21 protein-coding genes are annotated in these 22,325 nt (G+C 72.5%); 11 read left to right on the top strand and 10 right to left on the bottom strand.

Annotation, left to right across the window (positions count from 1 at the left end):
* The first annotated feature begins 25 nt into the window (after positions 1-25).
* Positions 26-1,177, top strand: coding sequence for an MFS transporter (locus tag C2L58_RS11795; RefSeq protein ID WP_103337608.1), 1,152 nt, complete (start codon positions 26-28; stop codon positions 1,175-1,177).
* A gap of 109 nt (positions 1,178-1,286) precedes the next feature.
* Positions 1,287-2,078: an Fpg/Nei family DNA glycosylase gene (locus C2L58_RS11800; RefSeq protein WP_233225677.1), complete on the top strand. Its 792-nt coding sequence runs from the start codon at positions 1,287-1,289 to the stop codon at positions 2,076-2,078.
* Here C2L58_RS11800 and C2L58_RS11805 read toward each other — a convergent pair.
* On the bottom strand, positions 2,075-2,533 hold the full coding sequence (locus tag C2L58_RS11805; RefSeq protein ID WP_233225678.1) for a DinB family protein: 459 nt from the start codon (positions 2,531-2,533) through the stop codon (positions 2,075-2,077). The genes C2L58_RS11800 and C2L58_RS11805 overlap by 4 nt on opposite strands.
* 75 nt (positions 2,534-2,608) lie before the next feature.
* Here C2L58_RS11805 and C2L58_RS11810 point away from each other — a divergent pair, with 75 nt between their 5' ends.
* The gene (locus tag C2L58_RS11810; RefSeq protein ID WP_103337611.1) at positions 2,609-3,403 is read left to right on the top strand and encodes a PIG-L family deacetylase; all 795 of its coding nucleotides are present in this window, start codon (positions 2,609-2,611) and stop codon (positions 3,401-3,403) included.
* Between the two features lie 235 nt (positions 3,404-3,638).
* Here C2L58_RS11810 and C2L58_RS11815 read toward each other — a convergent pair whose 3' ends face one another.
* The gene (locus C2L58_RS11815; protein WP_103337612.1) at positions 3,639-4,037 is read right to left on the bottom strand and encodes a RidA family protein; all 399 of its coding nucleotides are present in this window, start codon (positions 4,035-4,037) and stop codon (positions 3,639-3,641) included.
* Positions 4,038-4,083: 46 nt separating this feature from the next.
* Between C2L58_RS11815 and mtnA the strand changes: the two genes are divergently transcribed.
* Positions 4,084-5,049, top strand: a complete 966-nt coding sequence (mtnA, locus tag C2L58_RS11820; RefSeq protein ID WP_103337613.1) for an S-methyl-5-thioribose-1-phosphate isomerase — start codon at positions 4,084-4,086, stop codon at positions 5,047-5,049.
* Here mtnA and C2L58_RS11825 read toward each other — a convergent pair.
* From C2L58_RS11825 to C2L58_RS11855, 7 genes are all read right to left on the bottom strand, one after another.
* On the bottom strand, positions 5,046-5,261 hold the full coding sequence (locus C2L58_RS11825; protein ID WP_103337614.1) for a ferredoxin: 216 nt from the start codon (positions 5,259-5,261) through the stop codon (positions 5,046-5,048). The genes mtnA and C2L58_RS11825 overlap by 4 nt on opposite strands.
* Positions 5,262-5,264: 3 nt before the next feature.
* Positions 5,265-6,455 carry a cytochrome P450 gene (locus C2L58_RS11830; protein WP_103337615.1) on the bottom strand — a complete coding sequence of 397 codons (1,191 nt, stop codon included), beginning with the start codon at positions 6,453-6,455 and terminating at the stop codon, positions 5,265-5,267.
* A 96-nt stretch (positions 6,456-6,551) separates the two neighbouring features.
* Positions 6,552-9,608 carry a CHAT domain-containing protein gene (locus tag C2L58_RS11835; RefSeq protein ID WP_103337616.1) on the bottom strand — a complete coding sequence of 1,019 codons (3,057 nt, stop codon included), beginning with the start codon at positions 9,606-9,608 and terminating at the stop codon, positions 6,552-6,554.
* Positions 9,605-10,477 carry a hypothetical protein gene (locus C2L58_RS11840; protein WP_103337617.1) on the bottom strand — a complete coding sequence of 291 codons (873 nt, stop codon included), beginning with the start codon at positions 10,475-10,477 and terminating at the stop codon, positions 9,605-9,607. The genes C2L58_RS11835 and C2L58_RS11840 overlap by 4 nt, the downstream gene beginning before the upstream one ends.
* Positions 10,474-11,325 carry a hypothetical protein gene (locus C2L58_RS11845; protein ID WP_146073570.1) on the bottom strand — a complete coding sequence of 284 codons (852 nt, stop codon included), beginning with the start codon at positions 11,323-11,325 and terminating at the stop codon, positions 10,474-10,476. Before C2L58_RS11845 ends, C2L58_RS11840 begins: the two co-directional genes overlap by 4 nt.
* Positions 11,326-11,631: 306 nt before the next feature.
* Entirely contained in the window at positions 11,632-12,975 is a 1,344-nt protein-coding gene (locus C2L58_RS11850; RefSeq protein ID WP_103337619.1) for a hypothetical protein, read from the bottom strand.
* A complete protein-coding gene (locus C2L58_RS11855; RefSeq protein WP_103337620.1) occupies positions 12,972-14,117 on the bottom strand; it encodes a hypothetical protein in 1,146 nt (381 codons plus the stop codon). Before C2L58_RS11855 ends, C2L58_RS11850 begins: the two co-directional genes overlap by 4 nt.
* A gap of 202 nt (positions 14,118-14,319) precedes the next feature.
* Between C2L58_RS11855 and C2L58_RS11860 the strand changes: the two genes are divergently transcribed.
* The 4 genes from C2L58_RS11860 to C2L58_RS11875 are packed head-to-tail and all read left to right on the top strand — an operon-like array spanning position 14,320 to position 16,847.
* Positions 14,320-14,829, top strand: a complete 510-nt coding sequence (locus C2L58_RS11860; protein WP_103337621.1) for a PadR family transcriptional regulator — start codon at positions 14,320-14,322, stop codon at positions 14,827-14,829.
* A complete protein-coding gene (locus C2L58_RS11865) occupies positions 14,826-16,040 on the top strand; it encodes a cytochrome P450 (protein WP_103337622.1) in 1,215 nt (404 codons plus the stop codon). Before C2L58_RS11860 ends, C2L58_RS11865 begins: the two co-directional genes overlap by 4 nt.
* Positions 16,041-16,044: 4 nt before the next feature.
* Complete coding sequence (locus C2L58_RS11870; protein ID WP_103337623.1) at positions 16,045-16,242, top strand: ferredoxin; 198 nt, start codon at positions 16,045-16,047, stop codon at positions 16,240-16,242.
* A gap of 41 nt (positions 16,243-16,283) precedes the next feature.
* On the top strand, positions 16,284-16,847 hold the full coding sequence (locus tag C2L58_RS11875) for a TetR/AcrR family transcriptional regulator (protein WP_103337624.1): 564 nt from the start codon (positions 16,284-16,286) through the stop codon (positions 16,845-16,847).
* Here C2L58_RS11875 and C2L58_RS11880 read toward each other — a convergent pair whose 3' ends face one another.
* The gene (locus C2L58_RS11880) at positions 16,848-19,583 is read right to left on the bottom strand and encodes an FAD-binding and (Fe-S)-binding domain-containing protein (protein WP_103337625.1); all 2,736 of its coding nucleotides are present in this window, start codon (positions 19,581-19,583) and stop codon (positions 16,848-16,850) included.
* Positions 19,584-19,667: 84 nt separating this feature from the next.
* Between C2L58_RS11880 and C2L58_RS11885 the strand changes: the two genes are divergently transcribed.
* Genes C2L58_RS11885 through C2L58_RS11895 form a run of 3 tightly spaced genes read left to right on the top strand, consistent with a single transcriptional unit; the run spans position 19,668 to position 22,259 of the window.
* A complete protein-coding gene (locus C2L58_RS11885) occupies positions 19,668-20,807 on the top strand; it encodes a GAF domain-containing sensor histidine kinase (RefSeq protein WP_103337626.1) in 1,140 nt (379 codons plus the stop codon).
* A gap of 5 nt (positions 20,808-20,812) precedes the next feature.
* Complete coding sequence (locus C2L58_RS11890; RefSeq protein WP_199191223.1) at positions 20,813-21,436, top strand: response regulator; 624 nt, start codon at positions 20,813-20,815, stop codon at positions 21,434-21,436.
* Between the two features lie 13 nt (positions 21,437-21,449).
* Positions 21,450-22,259, top strand: coding sequence for a PHP domain-containing protein (locus C2L58_RS11895; protein ID WP_103337627.1), 810 nt, complete (start codon positions 21,450-21,452; stop codon positions 22,257-22,259).
* Positions 22,260-22,325 lie beyond the last annotated feature (66 nt).

The following is a 22,325-nucleotide window of genomic DNA, read 5'->3' on the forward strand; positions in this document are numbered from 1 at the left end:
CCGGTTCGCTTCTAGCGTTCTCGGCATGACCGTCGACCTGCAGCTCCGCCCCCGGTTGGTGTCCCGCGCCCTGCTGGTGCGCTTCGTCTCGATCATCGGCTCGGCGATCGGCTTCTTCCTGCCGCTTTCGGTGGTGCCGCTGTTCGCGAAGCAGGCCGGCTCGGAAGCCGGCGCGGGGCTCGCGACGGTCGCGCTGCTGCTGGCCACCGTAGCCGCCGAGCTGGTGACGCCGCGGCTCGTCGCCCGCGTCGGCTACCGGTGGGCGCTGGCCACCGGGCTGGTCCTGCTCGGGGTGCCGACGCTCGTCCTGACCTGCAGCGACGACATCCGGGTGATCATCGCGGTCAGCGTGGTGCGCGGGATCGGGTACGCCATCGCCGTGGTGGCCGGCGGGGCCGTCACCGCCCTGCTGATCCCGGCGGACCGGCGCGGCGAGGGCCTCGCGCTCGTCGGGATCGTCGGCGGGATCCCCAGCCTGCTCGCGTTGCCGGCCGGCGTGTGGGCGGCGGCGCACTGGGGCTACGCGCCGGTGTTCGTGGTGACGACCGTGGCGACCCTGCTCGCCCTGCTGTCGGTGCCGGGCCTGCCGCGGCGCTCCTTCTCCGCCGCCGCACCGGACCAAGGCGTCCTGGCCGGCCTGCGCAACCCGGTGCTGACCCGGCCCGCGACGCTCTTCGCGGTGTCGGCCGCCGCGGCCGGCGTCCTGGTCACGTTCCTCCCGCTCGCCGCCGCGGACCAGCCGGCCTGGGTCGCCGCGAGCGCGTTGCTCGCCCAGCCCGCGGCGGCCACCGCGGCGCGCTGGGCCGCTGGGCGGATCGGCGACCGCCACGGGCCGGCGTGGCTGCTGGTGCCGGGGCTGCTGCTGGCCGCGGCGGGCATGGCGGGCCTCGTCTTCGTCGGCACCCCGGCCGCGGTGATCGGCGGGGCGTTCGTGTTCGGCGCCGGGTTCGGCGCGCTGCAGAACGCGACGCTGTCGCTGATGTACGCCCGGGTGCCCGCCGGCGGCGAGAGCGCGGTGAGCGCGATCTGGAACGCGGCCTACGACCTCGGCATGGCGGCTGGCGCGCTGGGCGCCGGGCTGCTGATCGGCTCCGCCGGGTACCCGGCGACGTTCGCCCTCACCGCCGTGGCGATCCTGCCGGCGTTGCTGCTGGCGCGGCGCGACCGGCGTCCCTGACGCAGACTGAAGCTTATTCTGGTCAGGCCGCCGCACCCCGCCCACACGCTGCCGGCTACAGCCAAAAGTCATGCGGCGGCCGACGGCAGAATAAGCTTCACTGGTCCGCGTGCCCGAACTCCCCGAAGTGGAACTCGCCCGGCAGGTCCTCGCCGGTGCGCTCGGCCGGAAGATCCGCGCGGTCGACGACCACGACGACTGGGTCTGCCGCCCCCACGCCCCCGGGGACATCGCCACGGCGTTGCGGGGAGGGCGGCTCACCGAAGCGCACCGGCGGGGCAAAACACTGTGGTGCGAAACGGAAGCCGGCGACGGACGGCCCGGCCCGAACCTCGGCCTGCACCTCGGGATGGCCGGGCAGCTGCGGTTCGGCGGCGAGAGCGGACCGCCCGGGCGGGCTCGCGATCGGGTGGAGAAACCCGAGTGGTTCCGGTTCGGGATCACTTTCGCTGATGGCGAACAGCTGCGCCTGTTCGACACGCGACGGCTCAGCCGGGTGCGGCTCGACCCGGACCTCGACGCGCTCGGCCCGGACGCCGGGGAGGTTTCGCGCCGCGACTTCGCCGAGCGCGTCGGCCGCGGCCGGGCGCCGCTGAAGGCGCGGCTGCTGGACCAGTCGGTGGTGGCCGGGATCGGGAACCTGCTGGCCGACGAAACTCTCTGGCAGGCGGCATTGTCCCCGGCCCGGCCGGTGCACGAGCTGAGCTCCGGCGACCTCGGTGACTTGCACAAGGCGCTGCGGAAGGCGTTGCGCGCGGCCATCCGCCACGGCGGCGTGCACACCGGCGAGATCATCGGCCACCGGCGACCGGGCGACCACTGCCCGCGCTGCGGCGCGGAGATGAGCCACGGAACGGTCGGCGGCCGGTCGACCTGGTGGTGCTCGAAGGAGCAGTCCTAGCGCGGGCCCAGCCCGGTGCGGCCGTCGAGCAGCTCGCGCACCACGTCCAGGTGCCCGGCGTGCCGCGCGGTCTCTTCGATGACGTGGAGCACGACCCCGCGCAGATCGGTGATTTCGTCGGCGAGCGGGCCGGGGTGCCGCCCTTGCGGCGCCGCGGACAGCGGCGTCGCGGCGAAGATTTCGTCGGACCGGCGGCACTGTTCGCGGTAGTAGGCGAAGACGGCCGCCGGGGTGCGCGGCACGTGTTCGCCGAGCAGCGGACCCGGGGTGCCGGTGACGATCTCCTGGAACCAGTGCCATTCCGCGTCCCCGAGGTGTTCGACCATGTCCAGCGGGGTCCAGCCGGACGGGAGGACCGCCTTCGTCAGGGCTTCCTCGCCGAGGCCGTCGAGGATCGCCAGGACCACCGCGCGCTGGGCCCGCAGAAACGTCAGCAACGTGCTCTTCTCGGTCACGACCGCGGACCCTAGCGGGCGGGAGCGCATCTTCGAGGGCGGTTTTTGTCGGGGGTAGCCGGTACCGTCGCGGACATGGCAACACTGGTCACCTTCCACGCCCACCCGGACGACGAGTGCCTCCGCACCGCGGGCGTCATGCGCAAGGCCGTCGAAGACGGGCACCGGGTCGTGCTCGTCGTCGCCACCAAGGGCGAGGTCGGCGAGGTACCCGACGGATTCCTGGCCGAGGGCGAGAAGCTCGAGGACCGGCGCGTCCAGGAGTCGTACGCGGCGGCGGAGATCCTCGGCGTCGAACGCGTCGAGTTCCTCGGCTACCGCGACTCGGGGATGATGGGCGAGCCGACGAACGACGAGCCGGGGTGCTTCTGGCGCGCCGACGTCGAAAAGGCGGCCGAGCAGCTCGCGGCGATCCTGCGCGAGGAGTCGGCCGACGTCCTGACGGTGTACGACGACAACGGCGACTACGGCCACCCGGACCACATCCAGGTCCACCGCGTCGGCCTCCGCGCGGCCGAGCTGGCCGGCACCACCCGCGTGTTCCAGGCGACGTTCAACCGCGAGTTCATGCAGCGCGGCTTCGAAGCGGCGGTGGAGCAGGGCCTGATGCCCCCCGAGGCGGCGCCGAAGCCACCGGAGAACGTGGAGTTCGGCAAGCCGGAGGCGGAGATCACGGCGGCGGTCGACGTGGCGAAGTACGCACCGGTCAAGCGGGCGGCGATGCGCGCACACCCGAGCCAGATCAGCGAGGACATGTTCATGCTGGCCATGCCGGACGACGCGTTCACCTTCGCCTTCGGCACGGAGTGGTTCATCAGGTGGGGAGAGGGTCCGGGAATCACCGAGACAGACCTGATGGCCGGCCTCTAACCTCACCCGCGGCCCCGCCGAGCCGGTTCGCCGGGGAAGGTTGGCTGGGCGAGGCGGCGCAAGTGATCAACCGGCCCTTGTTGACCCGCCAATCACGAATGATGCCCCTCCAATCACGCGAGATCCATCCCCGATCACGCCAATCCGACCCTCCGGGTACGCGAGTCGACCCTCCAGGTACGCGAGTCGACCCTCCACGCACACCGCACTCGCGTGATTGGGCGGGCATCTCGGGTCAGGTCAGGGCGGCCGTCACGTCCAGCTCCACCAGCTGGCCCGCGTACCCCAGCTGGGCGACCCCCAGCAACGTGCTCGCCGTCGTGAACGCCGGGCCGAGTTCGGACGCCGTCAAGCGGTCCCAGACCGATGACAACACCGCGCGGTCGGCCGTCACCACGTAGATCACCGTGCGGACCACGTCCGATGGGGTGGCTCCCGCAAACGACAGAGCCGCCGCCGTGTTGGCCACCACCTGGTCCGTCTGGGCCAGGATGTCGCCCTCGGCCACCGTGCCGTCCGGGGTCAGGGGGCACTGGCCCGCCAGGTACACCGTCCGGGGTGCCGAGGTCACCGTCACGTGGTGGTAGCCCGGTGTTGCGTGCAAGCCGGGCGGGTTCTGCCGTTCAATGGTCACGCCCCATCTTCACCGGCCGGGCAAGCGGAAAACCCCAGGAGGGCTCGTGCGCAGGACCATCGACTGGGCCGGCGGCGCCATCGTCGTCATCGACCAGACCGCGCTGCCCGGCGAGTACCGGCTCCTCGAGCTGAGGACCGTCGGGGAACTCGTCGACGCCGTCAAACGGCTCGCCGTCCGGGGCGCGCCCGCTCTCGGGGCCGCCGGGGCGCTCGGGGTTGCGCTGTCCGCCCGGCTGAACGGCGACGTCCGGAAAGATGCCGAGGTCATCGCGCACGCGCGGCCCACCGCCGTCAACCTCGCCTGGGGCGTCGAGCGCGCGCTCGGGAAGCTCGGCCAAGGCGCGGACGCCGTCCTCGCCGAAGCGCTCGCCCTGCTCGACGAGGACGAACTGCTCAACAAGGCCGCCTCGAAGCACGCCGCCGAGATCGTGCTCGCCGCATGCCCGCGACGGCCTCTGCGGCTGCTCAGCCACTGCAACGCCGGGCGCCTGGCGACCGTCGGCTGGGGCAGCGCCCTCGGGGTCGTCTGGCACCTGCACGAACGCGGGCTCGTCGAAGAAGTCCTCGTCGACGAGACGCGCCCGCTGCTCCAAGGCGCCCGCCTGACGGCGTGGGAGCTCGCCCAGGAGAAAGTCCCCTACCGCGTGCAGCCCGACGGCGCCGCCGCGGCCGCCATGGCTCGCGGGATGGTCGACTGCGTGCTCGTCGGCGCCGATCGGATCGCCGCGAACGGCGATGTCGCCAACAAGATCGGCACCTACGGCCTCGCCATCGCCGCGCGGCACCACGAAATCCCGTTCGTCGTCGTCGCGCCTTCGTCCACTGTGGACAGCAAGCTCGCGGACGGCACAGGCATCGCCATCGAGGAACGCGACGCCCGCGAGCTCACCGGGTACGCCGGGGTGCCGATCACGCCGCCGGACGCGCAGGTGTTCAACCCCGCCTTCGACGTCACCCCGTTCGAGCTCGTCACGGCCGTGGTCACCGAGCACGGCCGGTTCAGGCCCTAGGGGCGCGGGCCGATCTCGCGGCCGCCGTCGGTGACCGTGATCGCCATCGCCGGGCAGGAGTCCGCCGCGTCGAGGACCGTCTCGTCGGCGTCGACCGACGACGTCACCGGGTGCGCCACCGGGCCGTCGAGGGTGAACAGCTCCGGCATCAGGGCCGCACACATCCCCGACCCGATACAGGTGTGTTCATCGACTTCCACGTGCCAGCTCATGCATCACCATCCGATCGGCATCGACCGCGGTCCGCGGACGATCATCTGCGTCTTCCACACGATATCGCCGGCGAGGTGCAACCCCGGCATCTCGGTGACCAACGCGCGCAGCGCCTCCTGCAGCTCCAGCCGGGCCAGGGGCGCGCCGAGGCAGTGGTGGACGCCGTGGCCGAAGCCCAGGTGGCGCAGGTCCGGGCGCTCGAAGCGCAGCTTGTCCGCGTCGTCGAACTGCAGCCCGTCGCGGTTGGCCGCGCCGATGGCGACCAGCACCGGCTCGCCCGCCCGCACGAGCACGCCGCCGACCTCGACGTCTTCGGTGGCGTAGCGCGCGAACGCGGCACCGGCGCCCAGCGGCACGAACCGCAGCAGTTCCTCGACCGCCGCCGGGATCAGGTCCGGGTCGGCGCACAGCCGTTCCCACTGCTCGTGCTGGTCCAGCAGCGCGTAGACGAAGTTCGGGACCTGGCTCGCGGTGGTCTCGTGCCCGGCGATGAGGATGCCGACGCACAGGTCGACCAGTTCCAGCTCGGTCAGCCGGTCGCGGACGTCGCGGGCTTCGATCAGCGCCGTCATCAGGTCGTCCTGGGGCCGCACGCGGTGCTCGGCGATCAGGCCGCGCATGTAGTCGCGCAGCTCTTCGCGGTTGCGCTCGAACTCCTCGGGGGTCAGCCCGCTCGTGGACAGCGCCGCGTCGCTCCAGACGCGGAACTTCGGCCGGTCGGCGACCGGGACACCGAGCAGCTCGCAGATCACCGCGACCGGGATCGGCAACGCGTAGGCGTCGACGAGGTCGGCGGGCGGGCCGGCCGCCTTCAGGTCCGCGATCAGCTCCGCCGCGAGGGTGGCGACGCGCGGCCGGAGCAGTTCGACGCGCCGCGTGGTGAACGCCTTCGCGACCAGTGTCCGCAGCCGCGTGTGGTCGGGCGGGTCCATCTGCAGGATGCCACCGTCGCGCACGACCGGCGAGCGGCGCGGGGCGTCTTTCTCCTTCTCCATCGCCCGGGAGAACCGGCGGTCGCCCAGCACCAGCCGGGCGTCGGCGTAGCGGGTGGCCAGCCACGCCGGCTCCCCGTAGGTCATCTTCACCCGGACCAGGCCGTCGGCTTCCCGCGCGGCCGCGTACGCCTCGTTCAGGTCGAGCCCGGCCTCCTCGTTGAAGGGGTACGCAAGCGGTTCGGTGTGGGTGGCAGTCATCCGGAAACCCCCGTGCTCCTGGTTGTAAGCAGCCGCTTACAACGCTACACAGAGACCGCGCTCACGTCGAGCACTTGTCCGATCACCGGGAGTGGATCAGTGCTGGGCGCCGCCGTAGACGATCAGGCCCGCCCAGCGACGCGGATAACGCCGCCGGTCCGGGTCGGCCGCCAGCCACTCGGCTTTCGCGGCGTGCAGTGCCAAGACCGGGTTGTGCGTCTCCGCGTAGCACCGCCAGAACAGGCTGAGGATCTGGCTCGTCGCTTCGTCTTCGATCGCGTAGAGCCCGCCGATGACGGTCTTCGCTCCCCGCAAGAACAGCGCGAGGGGGAACCCGGCCAGCTCCCCGCCGGGGCGGATCTTGATGCTTGAGTGGCACGACGCCAGCACGCACAGCGGCGGAACCGTCCAGCCGAGCACGTCGGCGGCGGCGATCGACGTCCCGTCCGGCAAGCACTTGGTCTGGCCCCAGCCATCGTGGTCGTCGTCGCCGTGGAGCCCGAGGACGAGCATCTCGTAGGCCGTGGAACCCCCACCGAGGGCGGCCTCCAGTGCTCCGCGGGTGTCGGCTTCCTCGACGTCCATCTCCTTGCGGAGAGCGGCCAGCTCGGCCGCGGCGAACTTCAGCGAAGGGTCATAGGTGGCGACCGCCCCCACCGTGGCGCTGGGCTCGGCCGACACCAGGGAGGCGGCGGTGCTGAGCGAACTGTGCAGGCTCAGCACGGCCCGGTCGACGAGACAGCTGTCCTCGTCGAGGGGCAACGCCTCGAACGGCACGTGGAAGAGCCCGGTGGGCACCACGACCAGCCGGACCGGATCGGTGCCCGGTTTCGCCAGCATCGCCCGCAGCCGCGGCGGGAGCAGCAGCGCGCCGAGCGCCTCCAGCCGGCGGGCGGCGAAGTAGTCCGGACGGCTCGGATCGACGTTCACGAGGTCGGCCGTCATCGCGATGCGCACGGATTCTTCGCCCACGGTCCCGGCTTCGGTCTGCCAGCTGAGCCGGCGGTAGAACTCGAGCCGGCCACCGGCCGGAAGCCCGGCGGGCGCGAACTGGAGGATCACGAACTCGCCGGCGGGCCTGGCGTCCCGCAGGACCTGAGCCGCCGTGTACGACTCCGAGATCTTGACGTCGGCCTGGGCGACGAGCGGCCCGATCACCTGCTCGGCACGGGCGATCGCCCGCTGCCGCCGGTGCGCCAGCGCCTCGGCCGAGCGACCGAACCGGTCGCCCGAGCAGACGGGCAGCGTCGCGGTGAAGACGCCGGCGGCATCCGAACCGTGCAAGGCGACGCTGGTCGCCTGGACCTGTTCGGCGGCGGAGCGCACCGTCGCGCTGACGAACTCCTCCTTGCTGAGGTTGGCGAGGAGAACGCCGACCCGGTCGCGCCGGGACGCCTCCAGCACGAAATCGAGGGCGGCGGCGTGGTCCCGGCGCAGCGCGAGGTCCGCGGCCTCCTCGAAAACCGGGCCGTACCGCTCGATGGCCCGGCCGCGTTCCGCCTGCGTCGACAGGGAAACCAGCCGCTGAGCGACGCAGTTGACCGCGTTGATCAGCAGGTCCAGGCGGTGGTCGTCGTCCGCCGTCCCGAGCCGGGCGGCCGCCGAGGCCGCCGCGGACCAGCATTCGGCGGCCAGTTCGGGATCGATCATCGCGCCTTGCCGCTCGAGGTCCACGGCCGCTTGGCGCGCCCTCTTCTCGACCCGTTTCCAGCGCTGGACGCTCTTCGGGGTGCGGACCGCCGCTTCGGCGGCGCGGAACTGCCACAGCGCCAGAGCACCGCGCAGCCGGGCGGCGTGCCCGATCCCGGCGCCGGGATCGGCCTTCAGCATCTCCCGGAGCCGGTCACGGGGAACGGGGTCACCCGGACGGCACAGGCGGGCCGCATCGAGTGCCGCGTTGCGCCGCAGGGCGTACCGGAGACCGATCCGGCTGACGGCCACCATCTTCGCGATGACGAGATCGAGCTCGGTGCCGGCCGAATCGCGCGCCAGCAGGCGCAACCGGGACAGCTGGACCGCGCACGGCGCGTTGATGCCGATCTGGTGCCAGCACGCCTCGGCCACGTCGAGCCACGCCGCCGGCTCGACCTCCGCGCTGCAGTTGCGGTACCCGGCATTGGCGAGCGCGTACGCGGCGTTGCCGACCGCGATCAGCCGGTGCCGGGCGCCGGCCGCGTGCAGGCCGGCCACGAACGTCAGGACCTCCGACGGCGACGGCGGCGTGGTGCCGAACGGGCTCCCGGCTCGGGCCGCGATGGTCCCGATGCAGTCCTGGGCGAGTTCGATGACCCGGTCCCAGTCCCCCAGTGCTTCCGCGTTGCCCATCCGCATGCGGATGACCTCCGGGTGCGGCAGCCCGCCTTCGTCGGGGAACACCCGGCCCAGCTCGGCCTCGAGCCGGCGGAACGCGTCCCGGTCGCCCTGGGCGCGGGCGATCGCGGCCCGGTGCATCAGGCTTTCCGAGTACAGCGAGGACCGTGCCCCGATCAACGGTTCGGCGTGCCGGCGGAACCGCTCACAGGCGGCGGCCCAGAAGTCGTAGCGGCCGGTGGATTCGGCCACCCGGCACAGGAGGTGGAGGCATTTGCACACCAGGGTGCGGAGCAGGACTTCCGGCGGCGGCAGCCAGCTCGGCCCGCCCGCCGCGGCGGCGATCGTCCCGGCCGGCCGGGACACCGAGCCCAGCGCGTGCTCGAGGCAAGCCGCACCCGACTCGAGGTGGGCGATGGCGTCGTCCCAGCTCATCTGCCCGTAGGCCGCTTTCCCGGCCCGGAAGTGCGCCCAGCCGATGAGCTCGGGGGCACCGAGGGCGTTGGCGGCCACGACCGCCTGTTCGCAGGAGCCCCGGAACGCGGCGAGGTCGAGATCGAGGCGGGCACCGGCGGTCAGCCCCCGGCTCGGCGACGCGTACCGCGCGATCAAGCCGATCACCTTCTGGTGCGGCGTGGCTTCCGGGGAATCGAGGAGCATCGCCGCCGCCCGGCGCACGGTCCACCTGGCCGGCCGTCCACCCGGCCGGCCCTCGACCGACTCGCTGAACACGTGGTCGGCGACGATGTCGTCGCCTGCCACGCACAGCATCGCCAGGGTGCCGGCCGCGCCGTCGCGCTCGGCCGCCGCGAGCACCTCGGACCACTCCGAGCGAGCGGTCATGGATGGCGGAGCCGTGGCTCCGTACCGGACCTTCGCCGCACGACGGTGAGCTCGATGTCCATCGGCGCGGCGTTCAGACTGCCGTGGGGCAGTTCGAGCGCGCCCCGGACGAACTCGGTCGGCGATTCGCGGGTTTTGGGCTTCGGGTCGAGCGGAACGTCCCAGCGCCCCGCGTTCTGCATCACGACGGCGGTGATGTGCCGCCCGGGAACGGGCAGGTCCGGCACCGGCATCTCCAGGCTGAGCAGATCGACGCGGTCGGACCGGCTCAGGGAAACCTGGATCTCCGGCCACGATTCGGCGCGCCGCGGATCCCGGCCGAACGCCTCGCGGAAGAACACCAGGTCGTCCACCACGCGCGTCGCGTCGATGGGCCACAGCTCCTCCACGTCGCCGCGGGTACCGGCGCCGGACAGCTCGAGCTGCCCGGTCCAGCTCGCCAGGGAGACGCGCCGATCGTCGCCGCTCTCCGCCAGGAGCCCGCGCCACCTGGCGACCAGCGAACCGATCTGCCCGGCCGGCACGCTCGTCTCGGCCGACGCCGTCCCGGCGGCCGCGGTCCTGCGCGCGAACGCCCAGACCGGTTCGCCGACGAGCGCGCACACCCACGCCTCGTCCTCCGGCGACAATCCGGTGGGGTGGACGACGCACAGCGAAGTCAGGTGGGGTTCCTCCCCGGGGTCCGCGGTGTCGAAGCCCGCGGAGACGAACTTGCCGTGGTCGAGTTCGTGCGCGGCGGGCGCGTCGACGAAGCCGATGAGCACAGCGTCGGCTTCCGGCCGGAAGGCGATCTCGACGGTCGCGTTCGCCCGCCACCAGGCGCGCACGAGCAAGAGATCGAGGAGGTTCTCCCCGCGGTCATCGCTCATGACACATCAGTCCCGTCCCGGTAGAGGAAGACCTGCAGCTTGCGCACGGCGGAAACATAGACCTTCTCGAACTCGTCAGGCGCCAGAGCGGGTCCGGCGGTCTCAGCTCCGCCGGCCAGCCCCTCGACGTAAACGGTCTTGAGTACATCCGCTTCCTCCTTGGTCCACCCGACCGCCGTCCGGAACCGCTTGATGGCCCGCACCTTCGCTTGCCGGAGACTCGTCGCGCGCATCTTGGCCGACTCGCCGTCCCGAGCCGGGTCTTCCGCGACGGCCATGTCCTGCATCGACATGCCGGGGCTCGAGAGGAGCCGCTCGAAGATGGCGCGCTCGGTCTCGGTCAGGCCGACGCGGTCCAGCACGTCGCGCAGGAAGCCTTCCGCGAGCACTTCGTCGGCCGGGTCGGCCGTGGTCGCCACCCCGAAGGCGTGGACGTCGGTTTCCTCCGCCGCGTCGCCGAGCAGATCCGGCTGCCGGCGTTTGAAGAACTCGGCCACCTGCCAGCCGACCTGCTGGGAGACGAACGCCATCACCTTTTCGACGTCGTGATCCGGGTCGAACCTCGGATTGGCCAGCACGACCTGCAGCGCCTGCTGGACGATGTCTTCCGCGTGCCTGCGGTGCGCGCCCAGCTTCGCCTTGGCCTGCCGGACGAGCATGGCCCACCCGCGCTCCGTCACCAGGCCCAGCACGTCCCGCGCGCGCGTCGGGCGCGGCCGGGTGTGCTCGAAGTGGCGCCGGAGGCTCCGGGCGTCGGCTCCGGGCGTACCGGCCGCGCCCTCTTGCGGCGGCTCGCTCCCGGCCGGCGACGGGTCTTCCTCGTCAGGGACGCTTCGTGGTTCGGTCACGAGCTCACCCACGCATCGGCGGCACCGCGGCACCGGGATCCGGCCGTACTGTGGGATCGACTCGACGTACTGCGCGATGCGCACCGCACTCAGCCGGCAGGCCGGCCGAAGGTGCCACACCGAGCGGGTCTGGGTCTCCACCCCCTGACAACGGCTTGAAGCGGCGCGTGTGTGACGCGCCGCGGGGGAATTCCGGAAACCGGGTGAACCGGATCGCATGAATCACGCCAGGGGGTCGTTCACCCGCCACCGGACGCAACAGGGGTGCCGGCATCCGGTGGATGTCGACACCCCATCGTTACTCCGTCAGGCGACCGCGCCCCATGGTCCGTCCGGATCATCGGGTTCCGGTTCGCCGGGGTCGTCCGCGGGTTGTTCCGGCTCGAACAGCCGCTTCAACGCCTCGTCGACGGCCGACTTGTCGGCCCTGATCGCGCCGGCGAGCGTCTCGGGAGCGACACCGCCCTGGCCTTCGGCGGAATCGGGGAGGAGCGCGAGCCGCCCCGACCGCTGGTGCAGGCTCCGCGCCATCGTGACAACCTTTTCGACGAACGCGGCCTTTTTGTCGACCACACTCCCTTCCGTTTGACCGATCTTCTTCGCCCGCGCGTACAGCGATGCCGCCCGCTCCTTTTCCTTGGCCGCCGCTTCCTCGGATTTCAGCACCGCGTCGTTCGATTCCTGGACGATCTTCGTCAGCGCGTCGATCGTGCGGATTTCCAGCGAACCGGAACGCATCTGGTCGATGACGACCAGCCAGGGCGCCAGCACCGCGGCGGACGCGACCAGGATGCCCAGCACCCAGCCGAGAACGGGGTTGTCGATCTGGGTCGCCTCCTCGACCACCCGGGTGAGGATCGAAAGCCCGCTGAGCACGCTCACGACGAACAGGCCCAGCATCTTGGCTACGAGCGTCGCCTTGCGCGGCGGGAATTCCCCCGGCCACGGCGTCGGGGCACCCGCGCTGGCCGGCTTACCCGCTCCGCCGTCGCCGGCCGGGCGCGCGGTGGCCCGCGCTTCCCAGACCGTGTGCCCCGTCGAGTGCGCCAGGTGACCGAGCACGCCGGCGGCGATCACCGAGAACCCGCTGACCGTGACGAGCTTCGTCACGTCGAGCTCGGTGAACTTCACGTTGTAGAGCAGGGCGAACGCGTTGAAGATGGCCGCGACGTCGACCGAAACGAGCACGTAGGCGAAGCCCCGGCGGACCTTGGACGGCCGGTCGAGGTGCCGTGTCTCGCCCTGCTCGACCTCCTTGCGCACCTTCGCCTGCTGCTCGGTCAGCAAGCGCTGCGCGGCCGACGCGGTGATCGGCCCCGCCGCCACCGTCTTCACCTCGGAGACCGGCGTGCGGAGCCGGGCGCGCTCGTTCACCACCTCCCGCTGTTTGCGGGCGGCGGCGTAGAGGGCGGCCTGCTGCTCGGCGGCCAGGGCGTTGATCCGGGCCGCCGCCGCGGCGACCGAGGTCCGGATCCGCGCCTGGACCCGCACGAACAACGCCTTCTCGCCCCACGTCAGCGCGTCGGGCCGGACGTTTTCGGATTCGTGCCGGTGCGCCTCGCGGATCAGGAAGGTGATCCAGTAGGCCTGGATGGGGTGCAGCAGCCACAGCCACCAGCTGACCCTGGGGACGAGTCCACGCTGGATCATGACGACTCCTCGTTTCGCAGGTTGTGAATGGTGAGCACGACGACCCGGTTCCGTTCCGCCGCCGCGGGGATCAGCTGCCCCCGCGCGTCGACGTCGGGCTCGATCACCGGCCGGAACCCCACCCCGGTGACGCTGGTGAACACCGCGCGAGCCACGCCGAAGCCGATCAGGGCCTCGACGACCCGCCGGCTGCGCGCGAGCGACAGGTCCTGCGCGCCCGGCAACGGTCCCCAGGTGGCGGTGTGTCCCACCGCGGTCGCCGTGGCCCCGCGCCCGAACAGGCCGGTCAACCCGCGCAGCGCGTTCGCGGCGCCCGGCTGGAGGTCGGCGGAGTTCGGCAGGAAGAAGACGGCCGCCGGGATCGTGACCTCCTTGACGCCGTCGCCCTTGGGCACCACCGAGGAACCCACTTCGGGCACCGCGACCGTGGGCACGGGCTTCGTCCCGGACGGACCGCCGGCCGCGACCGACTCGGGGTCGATCGAGCACTCGTCGGCCCCCGCCTTGCGGCAGACGCCGAGCCACAGCCGCTCCACGTTCCGCCGCATCTCCTCGGGCAGCGCCCGCTGCGGACCCGCCACCTGGCCGAGGCCGGCGAACACGACCTTCTTGCCCGCGAGGTCGGGGAGGGACTTCCCGGGAAGCGCCGCCAGCGTGCGGTCGACGTCGAAGTCCGAGCCGGCCGGAAGCAGGTTCAGCATCCCCGTCGTCTGCAGGCCGCTGCTGTACACGAGCAGCTTCCGCGCGTCCGGAACGTGCGACAGCTGGACCAGCAGGCCGAACAGGTCGAGCTGGCCGGTCGTGTCCGCCGCCGTCCGCAGGCTCGACTGCACGGACTCGAGCTTCGCGGCGAACCCGTCTTCCACCCGCTGCGCGTTGTTCTCCTGATCCCGCCCACGGCGCACGGTCAGGTCCTTGTCGAACACGGACATCGGGCTCCCCGAGCGAAAGATCACCACGCGCGTCTCGCCCTGGGTGATCGCCTCGTGGAGCGTGTCCTTGCCCTTGGTGGTCAGCGCGATGGCGGGCTCGTTCGCGGTGGCCGTCACGCCCACCACGACGACCGTCTTGACCGGCGGCTGGCAGGCACCGACCAGGACGACCAGGAGCGTCGCGACCACGGCCGACGCAACCGAGCGCACCGCGCCGCCTGGGTGAAAACGCTTCGTGTCGGCATCCATGCCTGAACAAGGGATTGACTCGGCGCCGGTGTGACCGACCGCGACCGTTTCGTGTCATGGCGACTTCCGGACGGCCTGCCCCCTCGGTGCAACGGAAAGTTTCCGTCCGGATGTCACGGTGAGCCATTGCCGGGTCACCGAGTCCTAGGTTACGGTGACCTAGGTGTGGATCGAAATCCTTCTGCTGTCGAAGCTGGCCGTCGAGCCGATGCACGGCTATGAGCTGCGCAAGGCCGTGGAGGCTTCGACCGGCCACACCCTGTCGAACAACTCGCTCTACCCGACCCTGCGGCGCTTCGTCGACGCGGGCGCGGTGAGCCGCAGCGCGGAGGAGCAGGCCGCCAAACCGCCGCGGCACGTCTACACGATCACCGAAGTCGGGCGGGAACTGCTGCACGACATGCTCGCGGACTTCCCGGCCGACCTGGCGCTCAACGAGCCCGAGTTCCTGGCCCGCGTCGGGAACTTCGCCTGGCTGCGCCCGGCGGAACGAGCACGTGTGCTCGAGACCCGGACGACCGCGCTGACCGCCGAACGAGCCCGGCTCACCGGGCTCGCCGCCGGGCAGGCCGACCCGTGGAGCCGGGCCGCGCTGCAGCACGTGCTCGGGAAGTTCGACGCCGAACTCCGCTGGCTCGCCGACCTCACCACCGATCCGAGGGAAGACGCATGACCACCACCGAAGAGACGCCTCGCCTCCCCTTCTCCCGCGCGAACGCGCTCGCGATCGCCCCGGACTACGCAGCCCTCCGGCGGCGGGCGCCGGTGAGCCGGGTGCTCACCCCGGCCGGCGACCCGGCCTGGCTGGTGACGTCCTACGAAGAGGCCAAGGAGGTCTTCCGCGACCGCCGCTTCGGCCGGTCGCACCCGGCGCCGGAACAGGCGTCGCGGATCTCCTTCGCCGCCTTGCAGAACGGCCCGAACGGGGACTTCGACACCGAGGAGCGCGACCACAAGCGGATGCGCCGGATGCTGGCGCCCGCGTTCTCCGCGCCCCGGATGCGCGCCCTCGGCGACCGCATCGCGGAACTCACCGACCGCTGCCTCGACGACCTCCAGGCCGCGCGCGACGCAAACCCCGGCGAGCCGGTCGACCTGACCGACTTCCTCGCGTTCCCCCTGCCGGTGCTGGTGATCTGCGAACTGCTCGGCGTGCCCTACGCCGACCGGGAGCACTTCCGCGGGCTGTCCGAGCGGATCGCGGTGATGGACGGCGGCGAAGACGCCCAGGCGGCGATGGCCGAGTTCATGGCGTACATGACGAAGCTGGCCGACGCCAAGCGCGCGAACCCGCAGCCCGACGTCATCTCCGACATGGTCGCGGTCCAGGCCGAAGACCCGGCCTTCACCGACGAGGACCTCGCCCGGATGGGCGCCGGACTGCTGTTCGCCGGGCACGAGACGACGTCGACGCGCATCGCGATGGGCACGCTGTTCCTGCTGAGCGACCCCGCCCGCCGCGACCGGTTCGCCGCCGACCCCGATGGCCAGGTCGACCGGACCGTCGAGGAGATCCTGCGGCTGACCGCGACCAGCGGCACCGGCCTGCTGCGGTACGCGCACGAAACCGTCGAGATCGCCGGCACGCGGATCATGCGCGGCGACGCCGTGCTCATCTCCAGCGACGCGGCCAACCGGGACGCCTCGGTGTTCGCCGACCCGGACGGGTTCGACCCGGACCGGACGCCGAACGTGCACCTCGCCTTCGGCACCGGCGCCCACGTCTGCATCGGCGCCAACCTCGCCCGCACCGAGCTGCGGACGGTGTTCCCCAAGCTGTTCCGCCGCTTCCCGGGCCTGCGGCTCGCCGTCGGGATCGACGAGATCCCGGTGCGCACCAACCGCGTGGCCGGCGGCGTCGAGCGCGTGCCCGTGGAGTGGTGAGCCGATGAAGATCACCGCCGACACGGAAAGCTGCGTCTCGTCCGGCCAGTGCGTGCTGCTCGCGCCCGGGACGTTCGACCAGAACGAGGACGACGGCACGGTCGTGCTCCTCACCGAGGAGCCGGGCGCCGGCGAGGAGGAGGCGGTCCGGCAGGCGGAACTGACCTGCCCGGCCGCCGCGATCCGCCTGTCCGGCGCGTAAGCCGCCGCACCCCGGCCCGGCCCGGCGGTTAACCTTCACGGGTGACCGAACAGCCTGGCCGCAAGCGGGACGCGGCCGCGACGCGGCAGGCGTTGCTCGACGCCGGTGCGAAGCTGTTCGCCGAGCGCGGGTTCGACCGGACGACCGTGCGGGACATCGCCGACCTGGCCGGGGTCAACCAGTCGCTGCTGTTCCGCTACTTCGGCAGCAAGGAAGCGCTGTTCGAGGAGGTCATCGCCCGCAGCGGGCGCGAGCACCTCGAAACCCACCCGCCGGAGCGGCTGCTCAGCGCGTCGTTGCGCAGCATGCTCGAGCCGGGCGGCGACCGGAACCGGACCCTGGAAACGTACCTGCGTTCGTCCGGCAGCGGCGAAGTCGGGGCGGTGCTGCGCGAGGAGATCGGCGACGAGTACGCCCGGATCCTGGCCACGCTGACCGACGCCCCGGACGCCGAGCTGCGCGCCGACCTCGCGCTGGCCTGGCTGATGGGCATCGGGGTGGTCCGCGAGCTCACCGGCAAGCAGCCGCTGGCCGGGGCCGATCCCGACGCCATCGTCCGGCTCGTCCTCACCGCCGTCCGGACGCTGCTGGAGCGCGCCGAATGATCACGGGAGCGCGCGCCGCAGCAGTTCCGCCAGGTGCACCGGGGTCCGGCCCGACTCCTGGGCGATCTGCGTCCGGCAGCTGAAGCCGTCCGACACCACCACCGTGTCCGGGCCAGCCGCGCGGATCGCGGGCAGCATCCGGTCCTCCGCCACCGCCTTCGAGACGTCGTAGTGGCCGCGCTCGAAGCCGAAGTTGCCCGCCAGGCCACAGCACCCCGAGTCCAACGTGGTGTTCCGGACCCCGGCGGCCGCCAGCGCGGACTCGTCGGCGCCGAAGCCGAGGACCGCGTGCTGGTGGCAGTGCACCTGCGTGATCGCGTCGACGTCGAGGTCCGCGAACGGGATCGGGGCCCGCGCCAGCAGCTCGGCGAAGGTGAACGTCCGCGACGCCAGCAGCTCGGCACGCGCGTCGCCCGGCATCAGCGCGGGCAGGTCGCCGCGGAACAGGGCCGTGCAGCTCGGTTCCAGGCCCGCGACTTCGTAGCCTTCGTCCAGGTACGGCGCCAGCACGGAAAGCGTCCGGTCCAGGACGCGCCGCGCGACGCCGAGCTGGCCCGTCGACACCCACGTCAGTCCACAACAGACACCGCGGTCCGGCAGCACGACGTCGTACCCGGCCGCGGTGAGCACCTCGTGGGCGGCGTCGAGCACCGACGGCGTCAGGTAGTTGTTGAACGAGTCCGGCCACAGCACCACCCGCCGCTCCCCCGCGGCCTTCCGCCGGAGATCCGCACGCGACGACGTGAACGGGGCCGGAGCGAACGTGGGCAACGACCGCTCCGGCGCGATCCCGCCGAGCCGTTTCACCAGGCCCGCCAGGCGAGACCGGCCGACGGCGTTGGCCCAGCGCGGAGCAAGAGCGCTGAGCCGCAGCCACAGCGGCAGCCAGCCCATCGAATAGTGCGACGCCGGGCGCAGCCGCCGCCGGTAGTGCTGGTGCAGGAACTCGGCCTTGTACGTCGCCATGTCGACGTCGACCGGGCAGTCCGACAGGCAGCCCTTGCAGGACAGGCACAAATCCAGGGCGTCACGGACTTCGGCCGAACGCCAGCCGTCCTTGATCACCTCGCCGTTGAGCATCTCCGCGAGCAGGTGGGCGCGCCCGCGCGTCGAGTGCTGCTCCTCGCGGGTGGCCCGGTAGCTCGGGCACATCACGCCGCCACCGCTGGTGTTGCGGCACTTCCCCACGCCGACGCAGCGCCGCATCGCCTGACCGAAGTTCCCGCGGTCCTCCGGATAACCGAGGAACACACTGTCCTCAATGGACTGAGAGGTCGATCGCACCCGTAGATCGGCGTCGATCGGCCGCGGCGCGACCAGGATGCCGGGGTTCATCCGCCCGGCCGGGTCGAAGATCGCCTTGAACCGCGCGAAGACGTCGAGCATCTCCGGGCTGTACATGCGGGACAGCAGCTCGGAGCGCGCCTGGCCGTCGCCGTGCTCGCCGGACAGCGACCCGCCGTGCGCCGCGACGAGGTCCGCGGCCTCCTCCAGGAACCGCCGGAAGTCCGCCACGCCGGACGCCGACAGCAGGTCGAAGTCGAGCCGCATGTGCAGGCAGCCTTCGCCGTAGTGCCCGTAGACCACGCTGCGACGCCCGTGTGCCCGCATGAGGTCCTTGAACTCGCGCAGGTACGCGCCGAGCCGCTCGGGCGGAACGGCGGCGTCCTCCCAGCCCGGCCAGGCTTCCGAGCCGTCCGCGAGACGCGTCGCGAGCCCCGCGCCTTCCTCGCGGATGCGCCACAGTCCGCGTTGCGCCGCCGGGTCGTCGACGATCGCGAAGCCCGTCAGGTCGAGCGACGCGGCCAGTTCCCGCGCCCGCGAAGCCGGGTCGTCGCCGGCCAGCTCGACGAACAGCCACGCCCCGCCCGGCGGCAGGTCACCCGCGCGGCCGGGGAGCATCGCGACGAGCTCGGCGTCCACGCCTTCGACGGTCAGCGGCGACCACGGCAGGATCGACGGCACCGCGTCCGCCGCCGCGATATCGGAGGGAAAGCCCAGTACCGCAAGCACCTTCCGGTCCGGGAGCCGCGCGAGCGAAACCGTCGCCTCCAGGATCGTCACGCAGGTGCCCTCGCTGCCGACGAGCGCCTTGGCGACGTCGAAACCGTTCTCCGGCAACAGGTGCTCGAGCCCGTAGCCCGACACCCGGCGCGGCCACGTCGAGAGCTCCCGGCGCAGCAACGCCAGGTTGTCGCGCACCAGCGCGCGCAGCTCGTCGAAGATCCGGCCCTCGGCGGGCTCGTCCGGGCCCACCCGCAGCCGCGTGCCGTCGTAGAGCAGGACCTCCAGCGAGCGGACGACGTCGACCGTGCGCCCCCACGCCACCGAGTGCGAGCCGCACGCGTTGTTGCCGATCATCCCGCCGAGCGTGCAGCGGCTGTGCGTCGACGGGTCCGGGCCGAACCGCAGCCCGTGCGGGGCCGCAACCGCCTGCAGGTCGTCCAGCACCGTGCCGGGCAGGACCCGCGCGAGCCGCGCGTCCGGGTCCAGCGAGAGCACCCCGCCGAGGTGGCGGGAGGTGTCGATGACCAGGCCGGGGCCGCACGCGTTCCCGGCGACGCTCGTGCCGCCGCCGCGCGCGATCACCGGCAGGTCACGATCGCGGGCGGCGGCGATCGCCGCGACGACCTCGTCGACGGTCCGCGGCAGCACCACGCCGCGGGGCACGTGGCGGTAGTTGGACGCGTCGGTCGTGTACAGCGCGAGCGTGGCGGCGTCGGTGAGGATCTCCACACCCCCATTCAAGTCGACCGGGCGCCGCCGTACCTCTCCAGCCGGGTATGTCCGGAACCACACCCGGTGTGCCATCGTGATCAGGTGACGGCCAAGGAGCACGTCGCCGAGTACAGCGCGGTGCTGGGCGAGCTGCTGCGCGAGCGCGAGAAGCTGCTCGGCACGCTCGACCGGGTCGCCGCCCTGCACGGGACCGCGCGCCTGATCCGGGAGACGGTCGGCGCGAAGGCCGGGTTCGTCGCCGAGCTCGACCGGCCCGAGCTGGCGGTCATCCGCTGGATGTCCGGCACCCGGACGGACTCGCTGCAGGACCTCGAGGTGCCCGTCGGCCAGGGCATCGGCGGGCGGGTGCTGGCGCTGGGCCGGCCGGTGAAGGTCGCCGACTACGTCAGCTCGCCGGCCATCACCCACCAGTTCGACGCCCAGGTCCGCGGCGAGGGCCTGGCCGCGATGCTCGCCGTCCCGATCGTCGCGCGCGGCGAGACCGTGGCCATCGCCTACGCCGCCATGCGCGAACCCGCCGACTTCGGCGACGACGCCGTCCGGCGGATGGAAGAGGTGGCGCGCGAGGCCGGGACGGCGTTGCACCTGGCGAAGGTCGCCGAGACCGACCGCACGGCCGCGGTGGCCGGCGAACGCCTGCGCATGCAGAGCGCGCTGCACGACTCCGTCGGCGCGCTGCTGTTCTCCATCGGCGTCCAGGTGCGCGACCTGCACGAGGACCTCCACGGTAACCCGGGTCTGGAGGCGCGGCTGCGGCGCCTGGAAGGCGACGTCTCGGCGGCGGCCGGGGCGTTGCGGGAGTCGCTGCTGGCGCTGTCGGAGTGCAGCCCGGAGCGGGCGCTGCCGGTCGAGCTGGCCGAGCACTGCCGCTCGTTCCAGGCGCGCTGCGGCGTCCCGGCGCGGTTCGTGCAGCTCGCGGCGGTACCGCCGCTGGACGCCGAACGCACCGCCCTGCTGGTGGCCGCGGTCCGCGAAGGGCTGCTCAACGTCGAGAAGCACGCCCGGGCGTCCTCGGTGATCGTCAGCCTGCTGCCCAGCGACGACGGCGTCCAGGTGGTCGTCGCGGACGACGGCACGGGCGCCGACGCGGTGCCCGGCACCGGCATGGGCCTGCGAACGCTGTCCGGGCGGGCCGCGCGGCTCGGCGGCCGGGTCAGCCTGGTCCGCGACGACGACGACGGCTGCACCCTGCGCGCGTGGGTGCCGCTGGTGCGACGGTGACCCCCATGACCCCCGCGACCGTCTTCGTCGTCGACGACCACCCGGTGGTCCGCGACGGCGTGACGCTGCTGCTGCGCTCCGACCCGTGCCTGACGGTGGTCGGCTCGGCGGAGTCCGGGCGGCTGGCGATCGAGCGGGTGGCGTCGCTGGCCCCGGACCTGATCCTGCTCGACCTGCGGCTGCCGGACATGCTCGCGCCGGAGGTCGTCACCGAGCTGCGCCGGGCGCACCCCGAGGGCAAGATCGTGGTCTTCACCGCGCACGGCGACCACCAGGGCGCGCTGGCGGCCCTGGAGTCGGGCGCGCACGGCTGCCTGCTCAAGGACGCCGCGGGCGCGCAGCTGGTGACCGAGCTGCGCCGGGTCCTGCGCGGCGAGCGGGTCGTCGACCCGCGAATTCTGCCCGACGCGGGGCAACGCTCGGACGCCCTGGCCCGCAGCGGCCTGACCCGCCGCGAGTACGAGGTGCTGCGGCTGGCCGCGCAGGGCCAGACGAACCCGGAGATCGCGGAGTCGACCGGCCTGGCCCGCAACACGGTGAAGACGTACCTGCAGTCGGCCCTGCACAAGCTGGGCGCCCGCAACCGCGTCGAGGCCATCGGCAAGGCCAGCGAAGCCGGGCTGCTGTGAGATCCTCCCCCGGGTGACGATCGACCTGCACGCGCACAGCACGGCCTCCGACGGGACGACCCCGCCTGCCGAACTGCCCCGGCTGGCCGCCGAAGCCGGGCTGACGGTGCTCGCCCTCACCGACCACGACACCTTCGCGGGCTTGGCCGCCGCTTCCGCGGCCTCCTCCGGGGTCGAGATCGTGCCCGGCGTCGAGATCTCCTGCCGGCTCGACGACGCGGAGGTGCACCTGCTCGGCCTCTTCGCCGACCCGCTGTTCGCGCCGCTGGCGGACGAGCTGGAGCTGATCCGCACCGACCGCGTCCGCCGCGGGGTACGGATGGTGGAGCGCTGCCGGGAACTCGGCGCGCCGATCACCCTGGCGCAGGTCGAGGGCATCGCCGCGGGCGCGCCGCTCGGCCGTCCGCACATCGCCGCGGCGCTGGCCGCGGTGGGCGTCACCGACGCCTTCACCTCCGAGTGGATCGCCGACGGCGGCCGCGCCGACGTGCCCAAGCACGTCCTGTCCACTGTGGACGCGATCGCGCTGGTCCGCGCGGCCGGCGGTGTGGCGGTGCTGGCTCACCCGCGCTCGGTCAAGCGGCGGGCGGAGGTCTCGGACACGCAGCTGGCGGCCCTGGCCGAAGCCGGGCTCGCCGGGATCGAGGTGGACCACCCGGAGCAGCCCCCGGAGATCCGTGACCGGCTGCGGACGGTGGCCGCCGACCTGGGGCTACTCGCCACCGGGTCGAGCGACTTCCACGGCGACCGCAAGCCGGTCCGGCTCGGCGAGCACACGACCTCGCCCGACGTCTTCGCCGCGCTCTGCTCCCTCCGGTCGTGAGTGGTAAGGCGGGTTCTAACCCGCCTTACCACTCACGACCCGCCGCGGCAGACCACTCCGCCGTGT

It is taken from the genome of Amycolatopsis sp. CA-126428, assembly GCF_002904335.1.
In the GTDB taxonomy this organism is placed as follows: domain Bacteria; phylum Actinomycetota; class Actinomycetes; order Mycobacteriales; family Pseudonocardiaceae; genus Amycolatopsis.

What these genes read in the sequence shown, in the direction of transcription:
- C2L58_RS11795 (WP_103337608.1), top strand. Translation starts at nt 26, where the DNA reads ATGACCGTCGACCTGCAGCTCCGCCCCCGGTTGGTGTCCCGCGCCCTG.
- C2L58_RS11810 (WP_103337611.1), top strand. Translation starts at nt 2,609, where the DNA reads ATGGCAACACTGGTCACCTTCCACGCCCACCCGGACGACGAGTGCCTC.
- C2L58_RS11825 (WP_103337614.1), bottom strand. Translation starts at nt 5,261, where the DNA reads ATGAGCTGGCACGTGGAAGTCGATGAACACACCTGTATCGGGTCGGGG.
- C2L58_RS11830 (WP_103337615.1), bottom strand. Translation starts at nt 6,455, where the DNA reads ATGACTGCCACCCACACCGAACCGCTTGCGTACCCCTTCAACGAGGAG.
- C2L58_RS11835 (WP_103337616.1), bottom strand. Translation starts at nt 9,608, where the DNA reads ATGACCGCTCGCTCGGAGTGGTCCGAGGTGCTCGCGGCGGCCGAGCGC.
- C2L58_RS11840 (WP_103337617.1), bottom strand. Translation starts at nt 10,477, where the DNA reads ATGAGCGATGACCGCGGGGAGAACCTCCTCGATCTCTTGCTCGTGCGC.
- C2L58_RS11850 (WP_103337619.1), bottom strand. Translation starts at nt 12,975, where the DNA reads ATGATCCAGCGTGGACTCGTCCCCAGGGTCAGCTGGTGGCTGTGGCTG.
- C2L58_RS11865 (WP_103337622.1), top strand. Translation starts at nt 14,826, where the DNA reads ATGACCACCACCGAAGAGACGCCTCGCCTCCCCTTCTCCCGCGCGAAC.
- C2L58_RS11870 (WP_103337623.1), top strand. Translation starts at nt 16,045, where the DNA reads ATGAAGATCACCGCCGACACGGAAAGCTGCGTCTCGTCCGGCCAGTGC.
- C2L58_RS11890 (WP_199191223.1), top strand. Translation starts at nt 20,813, where the DNA reads ATGACCCCCGCGACCGTCTTCGTCGTCGACGACCACCCGGTGGTCCGC.